16 protein-coding genes are annotated in these 16,877 nt (G+C 63.8%); 6 read left to right on the forward strand and 10 right to left on the reverse strand.

The window, feature by feature from the left end; genetic code table 11:
• Positions 1-39: 39 nt before the first annotated feature.
• The 4 genes from VGL01_RS19780 to VGL01_RS19795 all read right to left on the reverse strand — a co-directional run bounded on the left by VGL01_RS19780 (position 40) and on the right by VGL01_RS19795 (position 3,498).
• Positions 40-570: a TIGR00645 family protein gene (locus tag VGL01_RS19780; RefSeq protein WP_331572336.1), complete on the reverse strand. Its 531-nt coding sequence runs from the start codon at positions 568-570 to the stop codon at positions 40-42.
• Positions 571-834: 264 nt separating this feature from the next.
• Entirely contained in the window at positions 835-993 is a 159-nt protein-coding gene (locus VGL01_RS19785) for a hypothetical protein (protein ID WP_331572337.1), read from the reverse strand.
• A 207-nt stretch (positions 994-1,200) separates the two neighbouring features.
• Positions 1,201-2,703, reverse strand: a complete 1,503-nt coding sequence (locus VGL01_RS19790) for a SulP family inorganic anion transporter (protein WP_331572338.1) — start codon at positions 2,701-2,703, stop codon at positions 1,201-1,203.
• A gap of 117 nt (positions 2,704-2,820) precedes the next feature.
• Entirely contained in the window at positions 2,821-3,498 is a 678-nt protein-coding gene (locus VGL01_RS19795; RefSeq protein ID WP_331572339.1) for a carbonic anhydrase, read from the reverse strand.
• A gap of 348 nt (positions 3,499-3,846) precedes the next feature.
• On the opposite strand from VGL01_RS19795, the gene VGL01_RS19800 reads away from it, so the two are divergent.
• From VGL01_RS19800 to VGL01_RS19820, 5 genes are all read left to right on the forward strand, one after another.
• Complete coding sequence (locus VGL01_RS19800; RefSeq protein ID WP_173260020.1) at positions 3,847-4,530, forward strand: heavy metal response regulator transcription factor; 684 nt, start codon at positions 3,847-3,849, stop codon at positions 4,528-4,530.
• On the forward strand, positions 4,527-5,930 hold the full coding sequence (locus VGL01_RS19805) for a heavy metal sensor histidine kinase (protein WP_331572340.1): 1,404 nt from the start codon (positions 4,527-4,529) through the stop codon (positions 5,928-5,930). The genes VGL01_RS19800 and VGL01_RS19805 overlap by 4 nt, the downstream gene beginning before the upstream one ends.
• A 134-nt stretch (positions 5,931-6,064) precedes the next feature.
• A complete protein-coding gene (locus VGL01_RS19810; protein ID WP_331572341.1) occupies positions 6,065-6,574 on the forward strand; it encodes a YbhB/YbcL family Raf kinase inhibitor-like protein in 510 nt (169 codons plus the stop codon).
• A gap of 7 nt (positions 6,575-6,581) precedes the next feature.
• Entirely contained in the window at positions 6,582-7,946 is a 1,365-nt protein-coding gene (locus tag VGL01_RS19815; RefSeq protein WP_331572342.1) for an MFS transporter, read from the forward strand.
• Between the two features lie 243 nt (positions 7,947-8,189).
• The gene (locus tag VGL01_RS19820; protein WP_331572344.1) at positions 8,190-9,680 is read left to right on the forward strand and encodes an RNA polymerase factor sigma-54; all 1,491 of its coding nucleotides are present in this window, start codon (positions 8,190-8,192) and stop codon (positions 9,678-9,680) included.
• 93 nt (positions 9,681-9,773) lie between these two features.
• On the opposite strand, the gene otsA is transcribed toward VGL01_RS19820, so the two are convergent.
• From otsA to VGL01_RS19845, 5 genes are all read right to left on the reverse strand, one after another.
• The gene (gene otsA, locus VGL01_RS19825) at positions 9,774-11,255 is read right to left on the reverse strand and encodes an alpha,alpha-trehalose-phosphate synthase (UDP-forming) (RefSeq protein WP_331572345.1); all 1,482 of its coding nucleotides are present in this window, start codon (positions 11,253-11,255) and stop codon (positions 9,774-9,776) included.
• 202 nt (positions 11,256-11,457) lie between these two features.
• Entirely contained in the window at positions 11,458-11,670 is a 213-nt protein-coding gene (locus VGL01_RS19830) for a hypothetical protein (protein ID WP_173260014.1), read from the reverse strand.
• A 140-nt stretch (positions 11,671-11,810) separates the two neighbouring features.
• A complete protein-coding gene (locus VGL01_RS19835; protein ID WP_331572346.1) occupies positions 11,811-11,987 on the reverse strand; it encodes a hypothetical protein in 177 nt (58 codons plus the stop codon).
• Positions 11,988-12,097: 110 nt separating this feature from the next.
• Complete coding sequence (locus VGL01_RS19840) at positions 12,098-13,519, reverse strand: sigma-54 dependent transcriptional regulator (protein ID WP_331572347.1); 1,422 nt, start codon at positions 13,517-13,519, stop codon at positions 12,098-12,100.
• A gap of 181 nt (positions 13,520-13,700) precedes the next feature.
• Entirely contained in the window at positions 13,701-13,964 is a 264-nt protein-coding gene (locus VGL01_RS19845; protein WP_331572387.1) for a hypothetical protein, read from the reverse strand.
• Between the two features lie 292 nt (positions 13,965-14,256).
• Here VGL01_RS19845 and VGL01_RS19850 point away from each other — a divergent pair, with 292 nt between their 5' ends.
• Positions 14,257-15,321 (forward strand): sigma-54 dependent transcriptional regulator, encoded by a 1,065-nt coding sequence (locus tag VGL01_RS19850; RefSeq protein WP_331572348.1) that lies wholly within the window; start codon positions 14,257-14,259, stop codon positions 15,319-15,321.
• A gap of 156 nt (positions 15,322-15,477) precedes the next feature.
• Here VGL01_RS19850 and VGL01_RS19855 read toward each other — a convergent pair whose 3' ends face one another.
• On the reverse strand, positions 15,478-16,839 hold the full coding sequence (locus VGL01_RS19855) for a nitrate/sulfonate/bicarbonate ABC transporter ATP-binding protein (RefSeq protein ID WP_331572349.1): 1,362 nt from the start codon (positions 16,837-16,839) through the stop codon (positions 15,478-15,480).
• Positions 16,840-16,877: the final 38 nt, after the last annotated feature.

A 16,877-nucleotide genomic window follows, 5' to 3' on the forward strand; every position in this document is an offset into this window, starting at 1 on the left:
CGTAGGTCCGCACAAGTCAGCCAATGGCGAGCGTTCCCGTCAATGCTTCTCCGACTGCGCCGCCACCCAGTCCATGGCGGCAAACAGCAACCCCGAGCCGACGAACGTCAAATGCAGGATCACGAGCCACCGGATACGCACCTCGTCGAGCACGCTGCCCGGCTCGGTCAGCGTCATGAATGCACGCAGTAGCGAAATGGCCGAGATCGCCACGATCGAGCCGATCAGTTTCATCTTCAAGCCCGAAAAATCGAGCGTACCCATCCAGCTCGGCCGATCCTCGCTATGTCCCGTATCGATCTTCGAGACGAAGTTCTCGTAGCCCGAGAACATCACGATAACGACGAGGTTGCCCGCCAGCGACAAATCGATCAACGTCAGTACGCCGAGGATGATGTCCTCGGGGCTCGCCTGCAAAAGATTCGGAACGAGATGCGCGAGATCGCCGATAAACGCGACGAGCAACATCATCAGCGATACCACGAGGCCGACATAAAACGGGGCAAGCAGCCACCGGGAATTGAATAACAGACTTTCGAGAATTTTTTCCAATGCGTTGCGTTGGTGCATAGAGCGCTCAAAGTTTGATCGATTTATTGCTATTCGCGAGCGTGGGATGTGCCGGTCCGGGTAGCCCAACTCGCAAGAATCCGCCGCATCCGCCGCGAGGACGAATTCGGCAGGCAATGCGCATTGTAACGGTGGTGCGTATCGGTTCGATGACTCGGCACGCCGCCCCGCAGGGGACGCGCCAGCGAGTCGGGCCGGCCACTCGAACTTCGAGTGCGAGCGCCAAAGATCAACGGCAAGGCATGGCCGGTAGAGGCCAGCGCCTCAATGCCGGCGATGCGTCCGGCCAACCCGGTGATGGTCACCGAGCCAACGCCGCAGGTCGCTCAAAGGATGGTCGGTGTGATAACGCGTGGCCAGCGCCATGGCAATGCCGACGAAAACCGCCAGCATCAGCATCAAGCCGATCGAGGACTCGGGCATGATCGCCTCCTCAACGTCGCGATAACCGCATTGTAGGCCTGTCACGGGCCGTGGCAAGTTCGATACCGAGCAAAGCCCCATTGGTAATACGAGAGCGATCATGCCGACCGATGTCATTATGTTCGCCCCATATCGCGCAAAAGGCGCCGCATCTTCATGCGACGCCTGTGCAGCGCTAGGGGTAGGGACGGCGGCTACGCCCTTGCCTCACCGCCAACTCACCGAAATCCCGCGATGGGCGGACTGCGCCGCGAACTCGGAGATCATATGCCGCACATCGGGGTCGACGAAGTCGGCACGGCTCGTATCGACGATGAGCGTGGCGCGGTCGGGAATCTGCGCGAGATGCTGCTTGAGCTTCACGCGAATGAAACACGATACGTCCTTGCGGAACAGCAGCAGAAACTCGTTGCCGTGCCGCGCAATCGAAAACGGGTTGCGCAGATTCGGATGCAGCGCGAGCACGATGCTGCACGCGATACCGAGGCCGATGCCGATCAGCAGATCCGTCGCCAGCACGCCGCCGATCGTCGCGAGAAACGGCACCAGTGCGTTCACGCCGCGCTTGGCGACATCGACGAAGAGCGCGGGCTTTGCAAGCTTGTAGCCGGTGGCGATCAGGATTGCCGCGAGCGATGCAAGCGGAATCTTGTTGAGAATCTCGCTCAGCACGAAAACACTCGCGAGCAGCAGCAACCCGTGCACGAAAGCCGACATGCGCGAGCGCGCCCCCGCATGCAGATTCGCCGAACTGCGCACGATCACCGATGTGATCGGCAAGCCGCCGAGCAAGCCGGCCAGCATGTTACCGACGCCTTGCGCTTTGAGCTCGCGGTCCGGCGAGGCGGCGCGCTTTTGCGGATCCATCTGTTCGATGGCCTCGAGACACAACAGCGTCTCCAGACTGGCGACGATCGCGATCGTGGCCGCGAGCCGCCAGACGTCCAAGCTCGCGAGGCGTGTCAGGTCGGGCGCGGCCAGCGCACTGGTCAGCGCGGCCATCGAATCGAGCGGCGCAAGGTTCACGCGGTACGAGGCGGGCAACGCGAGTGCCGGCGCGAAGGCGTCGATGCCGAGCGTGACGGCAACGCCGAATGCCACGACGAGGAGCGGCGCAGGCACGAGCCCGACCAGCGGCAAACGCCGCACGAACCGGCTTTCCCAACCGAAGAGAATCGCAAGCGATATCGCCGCGAGAGCGCAGGCCACGACCGATGTCGTGCCGAACGGCGTCTCGAGAAAACCAGCCGCGTAGCTGGCGCCGGCCCCGCTGGCGGCGCCGCCCGTTGCCAGCCCCAGCGCGACGGGCGTTTGCTTGACGATCAACAAGAGACCGATTGCGGCCAGCATGCCCTTGATGACGGGCGACGGCACGTAGGCCGCGAACCGCCCAGCCTTCAGGACACCGAAGCAAAACTGCATGGCGCCGCCCACCAGCAGGGCGCTCAGAAACGCAGGAAATCCGCCGACGTTCGCGATACCGTCGACGACGATCATGATGAGCCCGGCCGCCGGTCCGCTCACGCTCAGTTGCGAGCCGCTCAGCAGCGAGATGACAAGACCGCCGATGATGCCGGCCAACAGCCCGGCGAACGGCTCGACGCCGGACGCCTGGGCGATCCCGAGGCACAAAGGCAGCGCGACGAGAAAAACGACCGTTCCCGAAAAACAATCCCGCGGCAGCGTAGCCGCCAGTTTGGCATTCGTCATGGTGTTGGGTTGCGAGAGAATGAAGCGCGCGCCCGACCGGTACGAGGCCGGCGCGCGCCATGGGGTTCGTTCGAAGGAGTCGATGTGCCCCGACGCAAAACTGCCGTGCGCCGAGCCTCAGCCGACGTTGGCGACGCGAATCGGCGCAGGTTCGCGCCGGCCGGGCCGATGCGATAGGTCGGAGCCGTACGACGGCTCGGCCGCCTCGGCATGCTCGAACGGCAACGCTCGAATGAGCCCATCGCGGATATCGAAGATCCAGGCATGGACTTGCGGGCGAGGCACGGCATCGTGAACGACGGGCGACGCACGCAGCACACGCGCCTGTTCGAGCACGTTCAGCTCAGCGAGGCGGTTCGTACGCTCATCGGAATCGGCGATCGCATCGAGTTCGTCGCGGTGACGCCGCGCAAGCCACCGCAACGGACGAATGCGCTGCTCGACGTGCGGCACCCCGTCGTTCGGCGCCCCCAGCGCCGCCCGCACGCCACCGCAGCCATAGTGCCCGCAGATCACGATGTCCTTCACTTTCAGCACGCAGACCGCGTACTCGAGCACGCTCATGGTGTTGTCGTCATGCGGCACGAACAGATTGGCGATATTCCGGTGCACGAACAGCTCGCCGGGCCGCGCGCCCGTCACGATTTCCGCCGGCACGCGGCTGTCGGCACAGCCTATCCATAGCACCTTCGGATCCTGCCCTTGCCTCAGTCGTTCGAAAAGGCGCGGGTCGCCATCGCACGCCTCACGGGCCCATGCAGCGTTTTGCAAAATCATTTGTTTCGTAAAATTCATTGCTTTTTCCTCCTAAGCCGGAATGGAGAACATCAATGAGCGTAGATGACGCGACGTTCACGAGTTGAATTCTGGCGAATAGGCGCATCGCAAACATGACGGCAAGATGATTTTGTCGTCATGTTCGTCGGTAGTGGCCAAAATGCCGATCGATATCGATTCGGTTTTTTCTATTACCGGGCTACCTGCGCGGACGTGGAGTCCATTGAAATCGATTTGAGCGGAACTTATCGAGATACGACCCGGTCAACAATCGTTTCGATTGCCGGCCGCGCATATTCTTTGCATGGTATGCACGTTCGCCCTTTTTCATCGCCCATTCGTTCAACGGCGCACCCCAATACCGAAATGAAGATCCTGATTGTGGAAGACGAGCCCAAAACCCGGACTTATCTGAAACAAGGGCTCGTCGAAGCGGGCTTTGTCTGCGACATCGCCGCGGACGGCGTCACCGGGCTGCATCAGTTGCAGACAGAAGCGTACGATCTCGCCATCCTCGATGTGATGCTGCCCGGCAAGAGCGGCTGGTCGATCGTCGAGGAACTGCGCAAGACGCATCGCACGCCGGTACTTTTTCTGACCGCACGCGACGACGTGGACGATCGCGTCAAAGGGCTCGAACTCGGCGGGGACGACTATCTCGTCAAGCCGTTCGATTTCGTCGAGTTGCTCGCGCGCGTGCGCTCGCTGTTGCGCCGCGGGCAAACACTGGACGCGTCGGTGCTGCGTGTGGGCGATCTCGAGCTCGATCTCATGCGCCGCAAAGCGAAACGGCAAGGCCGTACGATCCTGCTCACGGCCAAGGAGTTTGCGCTGCTGTGGCTGCTCATGCGCCGCGAGGGCGAGATCCTGACGCGCTCGCTGATCGCCTCGCAGGTGTGGGACATCAACTTCGAAAGCGATACGAATATCGTCGACGCGGCGATCCGCCGCGTGCGCGCGAAAGTCGACGATCCCTATGAGCCGAAGCTGATCCATACCGTGCGCGGCATGGGCTACGTGCTCGAACAACGCGATGACTCCCTTGTATGATCGGACATCTCGTGCCGAAAACGATGCGCGGCCGGCTCGCGGTGCTGTTCGCGCTGTCGACTTCGATCATTCTCGCCGTGAGCGGCGCGCTACTCTACGAAACGCTGGATCGATCGATCGCGAAGTCGCTGCGGCACGAGATGGAGGCGACGCTCGATGCGGCCATTTCGCGGCTTGGCACCGTGGAGACGATCGAAGAACTGCGTGACGAACGTCCCGCTTCGTCCCTGCTGCTGCAAGGCCATGAAGACGTCGACCTGGCGGTCTTCGACGAACGCGGCAACACGCTCGTCAGCAGCCCGAACTTCGTGCCGAGTCCGAACGTATTGGCAAGCGCCTTGAGCGCACTGAGCACCACGCCGGTCGCCGTGCAACACGAGCAGCGGCCGTTGCGCTATCTCGTCGCGCGAGCCAGGATTGCCGAAAAGGACGTCCCGGTGCGCGTGGTCGTGCAGCGCAACTATCGCGGTGCTCAAGCCTTCTTGCACATCTGCGCACTGAGTGTCGTGCTGGGCGTGCTCGTCGGCACCGTGCTCGCCGCCCTCGTCGCTTACAGAATCGCCGTATTCGCGCTGAAACCGCTGAGCCAGCTCGCCGCGCGCGCCGACGAGATTTCCGGCAACCGCCTCGCGCACCCGCTGCCCGATACGGGCATGGCCGACGAGTTGCGCGAGCTCACGCATGCGTTCAACCGCATGCTGCAGCGGCTCGACGAGTCATTCACGCGGCTCACGCAATTCTCTTCCGATCTTGCGCACGACATCCGCACACCGCTCACGAACCTGCTGGCGCAGGCGCAAGTCGGGCTCTCCCAGCCGCGTTCCAACGAGCAATACCGCGCGATCATCGAATCGAGCGTGGAGGAATTCCAGCGCCTCTCGCGCATGGTCGACGACATGCTCTTTCTCGCCCGCGCCGACGCGCGGCAACGGCGCACACATTTCCAGCGCGTCGACGGGCAGCGCGAAGCGCTGCGCGTCGCGCGCTACTACGAATCGATCGCCGAGGACCGCGGCATCGCGATCACCGTCGATGGCCACTGCGCGTTCGATGGCGATCCGCTGCTCGTGCAGCGCGCGCTCGGCAATCTGCTGTCGAATGCGTTCGCGCATGCGCCTCAGGGCTCCGCAGTGTCGATCGAATGCCGGGAGTTCGATGCCGTGGCTTCGGTGTCAGTCACCGATACAGGCCCCGGCATTGCGCCGGCGCATATCGAGCGGATCTTCGATCGCTTCTACCGGCTCGACCCCGCGCGCCAGAATTCCGCGGCGGGCACCGGGCTCGGCCTGGCGATCGTCAAGTCGATCATGGACGAGCACGGCGGCGAGTGCCGCGTCGACAGCGTGCCCGACGTCCGAACGACGTTTTCGCTGCGCTTCGCTCGCAGCGTCCGTGCTTGAGCGACCAGTAGCGCGCCTATACTGCTATCCATGCCGGCGCTCCCCCGCGCCTCGCGCGCGGACCCGGTGCTAAACTCGGCTCGCTCGCCGCTTCGCGGCCTCGACGTTGACGTTTCAAAAAATGGAGGCATTCGATGGCTGACTTCAGACTGTGGTCCGACGACTTCCCGATCAACGGCTTCATGCCGAAGGATCAGGAATGCGACGACAAAATGTTCGGTGTCGACGGTAACGGCGCGAACGCATCGCCCTCGCTCCAATGGGAAGGCGTCCCCGAAGACGCGCAAAGCCTCGCACTGACCGTCCACGACCCGGACGCGCCGACCGGCAGCGGCTTTTGGCATTGGGTCGTCGTCAACATTCCGCCCGACGCGCGATCGCTGCCACGCAACGCCGGCAAGGCCGACGGCTCGCTGCTTCCGGCCGGCGCGGTGCAGGTGCGCAACGACTACGGCACGCAAGGCTTCGGCGGCGCCGCGCCACCGCGCGGAGACAAGCCGCACCGCTACATCTTCCGTCTTCACGCGCTCAAGGTGCCGCATCTGCCGGTCACGGCCGAGACGACGAACGCCGTCGCACGCTTCATGACGCATATGAACGAAATCGACTCGACGATCTACACGGGCCTTTACGAGCTGAAATGAAACGCGGATGTTGACAGACCAAGGCCTTCCCGTTCCCGAACGCTACTGGGCCGTCGCGGTCATTGCGCTTGGCCTGACGCTGGCCGTCCTCGATAGCGCCATCGCCAACGTCGCGTTGCCGACCATCGCGCGCGACACGCACGCGAGTGCCGCGGCGTCCATCTGGGTCGTCAACGCGTACCAGCTGTCAATCACGATCTCGCTGCTGCCGCTCGCCTCGCTCGGCGACCGCATCGGCTATCGGCGGGTCTATACGTCGGGGCTCGCGCTTTTCACGCTGGCGTCGCTCGGCTGCGCGCTGTCCGGCTCGCTGCCCATGCTCGCCGCGATGCGCGTCGTGCAAGGCTTCGGCGCAGCCGGCCTGATGAGCGTCAACACCGCGCTCGTGCGCGCAATCTATCCGCCCGCGCACCTCGGGCGCGGCGTCGCATTGAACGCGATGGTGGTGGCGCTCGCCTCGGCAGTGGGACCGACGGTCGCGTCCGGCATTCTCGCCGTTGCATCGTGGCCGTGGCTATTTGCGATCAACGTGCCCATCGGCATCGTCACGATCGTCGGTGCATTCAAGGCGCTGCCCAACACCCCCGGACACAATGCGCCTTACGACTACCTGAGCGCGGTCATGAACGCGTTCGTGTTCGGCCTCATGGTCTTCACGATCGACGGCGTGGGCCACGGCGAATCCTGGCCTTATGTGACGCTGCAAGCGTTGGCGGTGATAGCCGTCGGCTACTTCTTCGTGAAGCGGCAACTGCGGCAGCGCGCACCGCTTTTGCCGGTCGACTTATTGAGGATTCCTGTCTTTGCGCTTTCGGTCGGCACATCGATCTGTTCCTTTTGCGCTCAGATGCTGGCATTCGTGTCGCTGCCGTTTCTTTTTCAAGCGACGTTCGGCTTCACGCAGGTTCAAACCGGCCTGCTCATCACGCCCTGGCCCCTCGCGATCGTCTTCGCCGCTCCGCTCTCGGGCGTGCTTTCGGATCGCTACTCGGCCGGTATCCTCGGCGGCATCGGCCTCGCGATTCTCGCCGCTGGCCTCGTGCTGCTGGCCACGCTCGGCCCGCATCCCGGCGGCGCCGACATCGCCTGGCGCATGGCCGTTTGCGGCGCGGGCTTCGGCCTCTTCCAGGCGCCGAACAACCGCCAGTTGCTCTCCGCCGCACCGCGCGAGCGCAGCGGGGGCGCGAGCGGCATGCTCGGCACCGCGCGGCTCACCGGGCAAACGCTCGGCGCCGCGCTCGTTGCGCTGGTATTCGGCGTCGCGCCGACGAGCGGTCCGATGATTTGCCTTCAGCTCGGAGCGGGTTTCGCGGCGCTCGCCGCATGCGTGAGCCTGCTTCGATTGAGGCAAACGCAGCGCGCCACCGCCTGACGCGCGCTTCGTTGGCGCCAGTTCCCGCCCCCGCTTACCGCGCGCAAGCGTACGCCAGCGCACACGATCGCGCGTAAGCCGAGGAATGCGGCGCGTTTTTTGCACACTACCTGTAAAAGCTGCTACCTGGATAAGGCTGCCGACATGGCGTGAGCCCCCCGCCTGCCGGGTGCCGTCGCTCGTTGCGTGGCATGGTATGGGCGTTGCTTTAGTTGCTGGGACCTCTTCAAACGGACCCAGACTATGCCACCGACTCTCGAACTTCGCAGCAAACAACACGTCGCGTTGACGCCGCGCCTGCAGCAATCGGTGCGGTTGCTGCAGTTGTCGTCGCTCGAGTTTCAGCACGAGCTGCGTCAAGCGCTGGACAGCAATCCGTTTCTCGAATACGACGAACTGGTTCCCGACGGGGAGACCGAGTCCGATCGCGTCAAAGAGGTCCACGGCGTCGGACAGGACGCCGCGGAAACCGTTGCGCCCACAACCACTGAAGCCACCGAGGGGCTCGACAGCCTCGCCGCAGCCGATGCATCGGCCGCCGCCGCCAGCGAGGAGGCCAGCGGCGATTTCTCGCAGGACTGGTCACTGCGCTCCGCGTCGCGCCATAACGGCGACGGCGACGACGTGGACCCGGGCGCATGGGCGCATGCCCAGCCGACGATGCATGAACATCTGCACGATCTGCTGAGCCTTTATCCGCTCAACGAGCGCGATCGTGCCGCGGCGCAAGTCGTGATCGAAGCGCTCGACGACGACGGCTACCTGCGCGATTCGCTCAGCGATCTCGCCGCCGCGTTCGAAGCCGACCCCCCGTTGGCCGAAGAAGAGCTGCGGGTGGCGCTGCGGCTCGTGCAAACGCTCGATCGGCCCGGTGTGGGCGCGCGTTCGCTCGCCGAATGCCTACAGTTGCAACTCGATGCGATGCCGCCTGAAACGGCGGGGCGCGATCTCGCGCACGAAATCGCCGCAAGCCATCTCGAGCGGCTCGCGCGCCGCGAACATGCCGAGCTCCAGAAACAGCTCGGCTGCTCGGCCGAGGAGTTGCGCGTCGCATGCGCGCTCGTGCGGCGGCTCGATCCCAAGCCGGGCGAGTATTACGCCCGCACCGACGACAACTACGTCATTCCGGATGTGATCGTCCGACGGGTGAAGAACCGCTGGGTCGCGACAATCAACCCCGCCGTCCTGCCCCGCGCGCGGATCCATCGCGTCTATGCGGAACTCTTCGCTCAATCCGCCGGGGGCAGTGGCTCGCCGCTCGCCCAGCAACTGCAAGAAGCCCGTTGGCTGCTGCGCAACGCCGAGCAGCGTTTCACGACCATTCAGCGCGTCGCGCAATGCATCGTGTCGTATCAGAAGGCGTTCTTCGATTACGGCGAAATCGCGCTGAAGCCGCTCGTACTGAGCAAGCTCGCGGAGGAACTCGGCCTGCACGAGTCGACCGTCTCGCGCGCATCGAGCAACAAGTACATGGCCACGCCGCGCGGCATCTTCGAATTCAGACATTTCTTTCCGCGCGAGCTCGCGACCGAAACCGGCGGGCGTTGCTCAGCCGCGGCCGTGCGCGCCCTCATCAAAGAGATGATCGAGCAGGAGGACCCGCGCAATCCGCTCTCGGACGTGGCGCTGGCGAAGATGCTGACGCAAGAAGGCATGCTCGTCGCGCGACGCACCGTCGCCAAATACCGCAATTTGCTCAAACTGCCGCCCGCGCAATTGCGACGTCAAGGGTAGCAGCCCATAACGGGCGCGCAGCAAAAACGAAGGGCCGCTCTCGAAGAGCGGCCCTTTTTTATCGATTGCGTTCCGGAGATACCGTCAATCGCTTCAGGACCGATGCAGGGCACGCGCCGGCCGGTTCACGGGATAGCGAAACGGAATCGGCACGTCGAGGCCCTTGTCGGCCAGTTCGACGGCGCGACGCGTCACCGACGCGGCCTCGACGACGTGCCGCAGGTCGTCGAGGAACGCATCGCGCCAGGTCGATAGATCGTTGGCACGCAGGCGCGCCATCATGTCGGCGTGGCGCGCCTTGCGCTCGGTGAGCGGCATCGACAACGCGCAGGCCAGCGCATCGCCCATTTGAGAAAGATCGAACGGATTGACGACGAGTGCCCCGGGCAGTTGTTCCACCGCGCCCGCGAATTGCGACAGCACGAGCACGCCGGGATCGGCCGGATCCTGCGACGCGACATACTCTTTCGCAACGAGATTCATTCCGTCGCGCAGCGGCGTGACGTAGCCCACTTGCGACAATCGGAACAGCGCCATCAGCACGTTGCGTTCGTATTTGCGATTCAGGTATTGGATCGGCGTCCAGTCGAGCTGAGCGAAACGTCCGTTGATGCGCCCCGCCTCGCCTTCGAGCGTTTGGCGGATGCGCTGATAGGTCTGCACATCCGAGCGCGTCGGCGGTGCGATTTGCACGAGCGAGACCTTTCCTTGCCAGTGCGGCACGTCGGCCAAAAGCCGTTCGAACGCCTGAAAGCGCTCGACGAGGCCTTTCGAGTAATCGAGCCGGTCCACGCTCATGATGAGCTTGCGCCCGCCTGCCGCCTCGCGCAGTTCGGCGACGGATTTGCGATCGCTGAACTGTTCGGCGGCCTTCGCAACCGCATCCGGATAGATGCCGATCGGGTAGGCACCCACTTTCAGCAGCCGTCCGAACGCATGCACCATGCCCTCCGCGCTCACTGAACCGAAGCCCCCGCGTTCGATGTAGTCGACGAACGCTTGACGGTCGGTCTGCGTCTGGAATCCAAGCACGTCGTAACTGCACATCGCGTGGACGAGCTCGGCATGCGGCGGGACGGCTCGCAGCATCTCCGGCACCGGAAACGGAATATGCAGGAAGAAGCCGATCGGATTCGTTACACCGAGATCGCGCAGCGCGCGCCCGAACGGCAACAGGTGATAGTCATGCACCCAAATGATGTCGTCGGGCTTGAGCAGTGCCTTCAATTGCGTTGCGAGCGCGATATTGACGCGCAGATAGCCGGCGTATTCCTGCCGGTCGTAGCGGGAGAGATCGGTGCGATAGTGAAACGTCGGCCACAGCGTCGCATTCGAAAACCCTCGGTAGTACTGATCGTAATCGCGACGCGTCAAACCCACCGTCGCGTAAGTGACGTTGCCTTGCTTCTCGATAGCGGGCCCGTCGCCCTGTGTGACGATTTCGCCGCTCCATCCAAACCACAGGCCACCCGTCTCCTTCAACGCATCGAGAACGCCGATTGCCAGCCCTCCGGCGGCGGGACGTCCCTCTTGCGTCGGCGCAACACGATTCGATACCACGATAAGTCTGCTCATTGCGGCCCCACCTCGTCGAATTGGCGTTCTCGCGTGGCGACAACCATCGCCGCTCCGGTTCATCGAATGCAAGTCGCGTGCCGTCGCAATGCACCGCTTTCGAGCATGCGAGGCGCGAGCGCGTCGCGTCCCCTGAGCGACGCGCTCGCGTGAATCGATTAACTTAGGTGTCCTCTACGATTACGCGCACCGGGCCAGGCGTTCAGGCGTCCTGCTCAGCCCCGAGATCGCGCTGGTAATCGAGCCCCTCCGGACGCGCACCGCCCTGGTTGAACGCCCCGTCAGGCGGCGCATTTGGCGCAACGCGGTTCTGCGCGGATGGGTCGTGCGCAGGCGGCCCGGATGTCTGACCGGTGTTTTTGGCTTCGCGCTTGGAAGCGTGGCGCGGCGAACGCCGCAACGCTGGATGTCTCATGGGATACCTCTCGTCGAAGCGCGCCCGGATGGGCGAAACCGGATCTGCCTATGCGAACAGTCTAGGATGCGGCGCGCTGTTTCGCGCGGTAACAATTGCGCAAGATATGTAACCCATACAGGACAGTATTCGCCGGGACTTTACGCGCTTGCCTGCATCGGCTCGGGCGGCGGATCGCCGATCGGCGGCATAGGCGGCTCCGGAGGTTCGCGCTCGGGCTCGGGATGCGGCCCGGGCGGATCCTCCGTGGGGGGCGGCCCAGGCGGGTCGGGTTCGGGCGTGTGGAGCCGGATCGGCTCGCGCTTCGATTCGTGCATCGCGATCTCCTCGAGTGGGCATGAGTGATACGCAGCGATGCGTTGCACACATCGCCCGCCACCGCTATCGAGCAATCGGTTTGCCCAGCCGCCCGTGCCGGGGGCACGCCTCAGGGGCCCGCCGCCGGCTCGCCCGTTTCTCCGGCCGGATCGGGGTCGCCGGCCGCTTCTCCCGCCGCGGATTTGCCGCCTTCCTCGTTGTACTCGACGAGCCGGTTATAGAGCGTCTTGAGGCTGATGCCGAGAATTTCGGCGGCACGCGTCTTCACTCCGCCGCACTGATCGAGCGTGGCGAGAATGAGCTGACGATCGGCGACTGCGAGCGATGTTCCGAACGGTATGGTGACGGCTGTGCCCGTCGTAGGCTTGGATAGCGAAATCTGCAGCGGTACCGCGGCCGTCGTATCGGAATCGGCGCCGGACATGATATAGGCGCGTTGCACATAATTCTTCAGCTCACGGACGTTGCCCGGCCAGGGGTATGACAGCATCATGTCCTTGGCCGCGGGCGGGAATTGCTTATGCGTGCCGTGTTGTTCGTTGTGCTCATCGAGAAACGCCTGCGCCAGCAACCAGACGTCGTTGCCGCGCTCGCGCAGCGGCGGCAGGCTGATCGGAAAAACGTTGAGCCGGTGATAGAGATCGAGCCGCAGCTTGCCTTCGAGCACCGCCTCTTCCGGATCGCGATTCGTCGCAGCAATGACCCGCACGTCGGTTTCGATCTCTTTTGTCGTACCGACACGCATGAACATGCCCGTCTCCAACACGCGCAGGAACTTGACCTGCAACTCGGCCGGCATCTCCGTGATTTCGTCGAGAAAAATCGTTCCACCGTTGGCCCGTTCGAAATAGCCCTTGTGCTGACGATCCGCACCGGTAAACGAGCCGCGCTCGTGTCCGAACATTTCCGATTCGATCAGGTTCGGCGAGATCGCGCCGCAATTGACCGCTAAAAACGCGTGCTTGCGCCGCAGGCTCAGCTCGTGAATCGTCTGCGCCGCCACTTCCTTGCCCGTGCCCGACTCGCCCACCAGCAGCACCGACGCAGCTGTTGGCGCGACGCGCCCGATCTGGTCGTAGACAGACTGCATGGCCGGCGAGCTGCCGAGCATGAGGCCGAAACGGCCCATGCGCCGCAGTTCGCCACGCAAGTTGCCGATTTGCGCTTTCAGATCGCCGGCGCGCGGCAGCCGGTCGAGCACCGCTTTCACGCGCTGCATGTTGATCGGCTTCACCAGGTAGTCGGATGCGCCCATTTTGAGCGCCGACACCGCGGATTCCACCGTGGCATGCCCTGTGATCACGACGATTTCGACGCCCGAGCGCGGGTCGAGATCTTCGAACAGATCGACGCCGCTGCCGTCCGGCAGTTGTAGATCGGTGAACACGACGTCGGGCGTTTGCCGGACGAGCTGAATGCGCGCTTCGCGCAGATCGCCCGCCGTCGCGGTCGTCAGTCCATCTTCGGCAATGATCGAGACCAGCGCTTCACGGGTCTCGGGGTCGTCGTCAACTATCAGCACGTGTGGCATCGGGTTCTGTCATCAATGAGTAGTGTCGAAATGGAACGGAATCCAATCAACCGAGCGAATTCCAAGCGCACAACAGCCCTGCCGCGCCGCTGCGGCCGCGTATGACGGGGCTCTATCCTGCCCGCCCGGGCCGAACCGCGCAAGAACGGACGGACAGCCGGCCGACTCGCGTGGAATAGGGTCAGCTATGCGGGAAGCGCCATGCGTCTGCCGTGCCGCCTACCTGCGCATGGCCGTTCGACATGGTGCCTGGCGACACGTGCGAAGCCAGCGTCGAGGGCGCTTCCTGGCTGGTGGACGCCAGTGCGCCGCCTTCAGCTTCCCAACGATTCAGTTCGCCGGCGAGCCGCGCCTGCGACGCACGGTGTTTCTGCGCCCACCGCCACGCGAGCACGCCGCCTACCGCGACCAGCGCGCCGAAAATACCGATTCTGGGACGGGCCATTTGATTCCCCTTGCATTCGTTGCCGATATGAATGGTATAGACCGTTGCAAGTTTTTCCGCATGCGGATTCTCGATGCCGCGGACTTTCATTCGGATCGATCCGACGGCCGCGAGTTCCCGCTGCGAGGCCATACCAAGAGCATGTTTCATGCCACTCGGTAAGCGGGGTTCGCTTGGCATCTTTGGCCGACGTAAGCAGGCTCCGACGTGGTTAAATACCGGTTCGACTACTCGGAAAAACGCGCGCGGCGATGCACACGGCATCCGCTTGCGCGCTTCGGATCCCGAACTCATGGCGACGTCAAGCGACTTTGACACTCCGGCGGAAGCTCCGGACAACGGCTCCGCCCAACGAAACGATTCCGGCCCCCAGCGTACACCCGAGGGGCTCGAGTCCTATGGCATGCTCTACGGCGCATCGCCCGCGATGCTCGAGCTGTTCGAGCAAATCGAGCGCGTGGCGGCGACGGATGCAACCGTGCTCATCGTCGGCGAATCCGGTACCGGCAAGGAACTGATCGCGCGGACGATTCACGATCGCAGCCGTCGGCACGATCAACCGTTCGTGGCCGTCAACTGCGGTGCGATTCCCGATAATCTGATCGAAGCCGAACTCTTCGGCCATGAGCGCGGCAGTTTCACCGGCGCCGTGCAAGGCCGTGCCGGTTACTTCGAGCATGCCAATGGCGGGACGCTCTTTCTCGACGAGGTGACCGAGATGATGCCCGTGCGCCAGGTCAAGTTGCTGCGCGCGCTGGAAACGGGCACGTTCTATCGCGTCGGCGGCACGGAACTGCTGCATAGCGACGTGCGTGTCATCGCGGCGACGAATCGCGACCCGGCGTCGGCGGTGAAGGAGAACGGCTTGCGCGAGGACTTGATGTATCGCCTCGCCGTGTTTCCGCTGCGTGCGCCGCCGCTGCGCGAGCGCGAGGGCGATCGCGAGTTGCTCGCTCAACACTTTCTCGCGGAGCTCAACACGCGGGAGGGCACGAACAAGGTCTTCAGCAAGCGGGCGAGGGAAACGCTACGCACGTACTCGTGGCCGGGCAACGTGCGCGAGCTGAAGAACAGCATCTACCGGGCCTTCATCCTGGCCGAAAAGACGGTCGAGATCGAGCATCCGCGGCTCGCGGCGCGCTCGAAAAAGGCCGTAACGCAAGGCGATGCGATGAGCATCTGGGTCGGCACGCCGCTCGCAGAAGCCCAGCGCCAGATCATTCTCGGCACGCTGAAGCACTGCGGCGGCGACAAGCGGCGCACGGCAAAGGCGCTCGGCGTCAGCCTGAAGACGCTTTACAACCGTCTGGGCGCGTATGAGGACGAAGATGACGCGCCGTCGGCGGGCAATGCCTGAGACGCGCTCGCACATTGCAACATGTCCACCGCCATGATCGATGCGTGACGGTACAGGACTGTCTTTTGACAAGTCCATGCGCGCCCCAAGCGGCCCATTCAGGTGATCATGGTCAGCGGAGCCGCAAACAGGCTCCGCGCCCGTGATAGATGACGATCAGGACTCGACGTCCTCGAGGCTGAAGATTTCGGTCTGGTCGTTATACGAAAAAATCTCGCCGTAGCGGCCCCAGTTGATGACGGCGTCGAGCGTTTCCTCGGCCGCGCTGTCCGACAGAAAATCCTCGAGCTCCTGCTCGAACCGCACGCGCGGCGCCCGATGGCCCGGGCGTTCGTTGAGTACCTTCTTGATCCGCGCGGCAAGCGGCACATGACGCAACAGGTGCTCGGCGAACATCATCTTGCGTTCCTGCGTGCCGAACTCGGCGAAGACTCGCGCGGGCGGCGTGAGGAAGATATCGCCCTCTCGCACGTCGGTGAAGCCGAGGTGCTGCAGCACTTCCGCGATCGGGAAGAGATCGTCGACCTCGAGATGCAGCGAGCGCGCGATTTCCGGCATATCGGCCCGGCCGTGATACGGCGGCGCCGCGAGCGTTTCGATGAGACCCGCCATCAAGTTCGTCGAGACGCTCGGCAGCCAGCTGCCGAGCTCGAGCCCCTTCTTCGTGGCTTCGTCGGTACGGCGCGCCGTCATCTTCGCGTAGATGTCGTCGACGAGACGCTTGAACGCCGGATCGAGACGGTTGCGCGGATGCGCGAACGGCACCTTGATCTCTGCGATCACGCGCCCCGGGTTCGACGAAAGCACGAGGATGCGATCGCACATGAACACCGCCTCTTCGATGTTGTGCGTGACGATCAGAATCGATTTGATGGGCATGCGCCGCTGCGTCCACAAGTCGAGCAAGTCCGTGCGCAACGTCTCCGCGGTCAGCACGTCGAGCGCCGAAAACGGTTCATCCATCAAGAGCAACGTGGGATCGACGACCAGCGCGCGCGCAAAGCCGACGCGTTGGCGCATGCCGCCCGACAGTTCGCGCGGGTACGCGTTCTCGAAGCCGTCGAGACCGATCAGATCGATCGCGGCCAACGCCCGTTCGCGCCGCTCGCGCGCACCGACGCCCTGCGCCTCGAGACCCGCTTCCACGTTCTGCAAGACGGTGAGCCAGGGAAAAAGCGCAAAGGTCTGAAACACCATGGCGACGCCCTCGGCGGGACCGGCGAGCGGTTGGCCGAGATAGTCGACGTGGCCATCCGTCGGCTCGATGAGCCCGGCGATGATGCGCAACAGCGTCGACTTGCCCGAACCGGACCGTCCGAGCAAACCGACGATTTCGCCCGAGCGCAGCGAGAGATTGACGTCGTCGAGAACGAGCAGTTCGCCCTGCGCTTTCGAAAAGCCGCGGCACACGTCTTTGACGTTGAGGATTTCCTCGCCGAGGCGAGGCGCGGCACCGGCGCCGAGCGACGCGGGTGAAACGGGCGACGCCGAACTCGGTTCAGCTTTGGGGTTTTGCATTGCGCTTCACTCTCGAATGGACCTATCGTGCGTTTTTT

This window comes from Trinickia sp. (assembly GCF_036503415.1).
GTDB lineage: Bacteria > Pseudomonadota > Gammaproteobacteria > Burkholderiales > Burkholderiaceae > Trinickia.

Excerpts from the sequence above, each read along its gene's own strand:
- VGL01_RS19785 (WP_331572337.1), bottom strand. The coding sequence starts at position 993 with ATGCCCGAGTCCTCGATCGGCTTGATGCTGATGCTGGCGGTTTTCGTC.
- VGL01_RS19830 (WP_173260014.1), bottom strand. The coding sequence starts at position 11,670 with ATGAGACATCCAGCGTTGCGGCGTTCGCCGCGCCACGCTTCCAAGCGC.
- VGL01_RS19840 (WP_331572347.1), bottom strand. The coding sequence starts at position 13,519 with ATGCCACACGTGCTGATAGTTGACGACGACCCCGAGACCCGTGAAGCG.
- otsA (WP_331572345.1), bottom strand. The coding sequence starts at position 11,255 with ATGAGCAGACTTATCGTGGTATCGAATCGTGTTGCGCCGACGCAAGAG.
- VGL01_RS19820 (WP_331572344.1), top strand. The coding sequence starts at position 8,190 with ATGCCACCGACTCTCGAACTTCGCAGCAAACAACACGTCGCGTTGACG.
- VGL01_RS19835 (WP_331572346.1), bottom strand. The coding sequence starts at position 11,987 with ATGCACGAATCGAAGCGCGAGCCGATCCGGCTCCACACGCCCGAACCC.
- VGL01_RS19780 (WP_331572336.1), bottom strand. The coding sequence starts at position 570 with ATGCACCAACGCAACGCATTGGAAAAAATTCTCGAAAGTCTGTTATTC.
- VGL01_RS19855 (WP_331572349.1), bottom strand. The coding sequence starts at position 16,839 with ATGCAAAACCCCAAAGCTGAACCGAGTTCGGCGTCGCCCGTTTCACCC.
- VGL01_RS19810 (WP_331572341.1), top strand. The coding sequence starts at position 6,065 with ATGGCTGACTTCAGACTGTGGTCCGACGACTTCCCGATCAACGGCTTC.
- VGL01_RS19845 (WP_331572387.1), bottom strand. The coding sequence starts at position 13,964 with ATGGCCCGTCCCAGAATCGGTATTTTCGGCGCGCTGGTCGCGGTAGGC.
- VGL01_RS19790 (WP_331572338.1), bottom strand. The coding sequence starts at position 2,703 with ATGACGAATGCCAAACTGGCGGCTACGCTGCCGCGGGATTGTTTTTCG.
- VGL01_RS19805 (WP_331572340.1), top strand. The coding sequence starts at position 4,527 with ATGATCGGACATCTCGTGCCGAAAACGATGCGCGGCCGGCTCGCGGTG.
- VGL01_RS19795 (WP_331572339.1), bottom strand. The coding sequence starts at position 3,498 with ATGAATTTTACGAAACAAATGATTTTGCAAAACGCTGCATGGGCCCGT.
- VGL01_RS19850 (WP_331572348.1), top strand. The coding sequence starts at position 14,257 with ATGGCGACGTCAAGCGACTTTGACACTCCGGCGGAAGCTCCGGACAAC.
- VGL01_RS19815 (WP_331572342.1), top strand. The coding sequence starts at position 6,582 with ATGTTGACAGACCAAGGCCTTCCCGTTCCCGAACGCTACTGGGCCGTC.
- VGL01_RS19800 (WP_173260020.1), top strand. The coding sequence starts at position 3,847 with ATGAAGATCCTGATTGTGGAAGACGAGCCCAAAACCCGGACTTATCTG.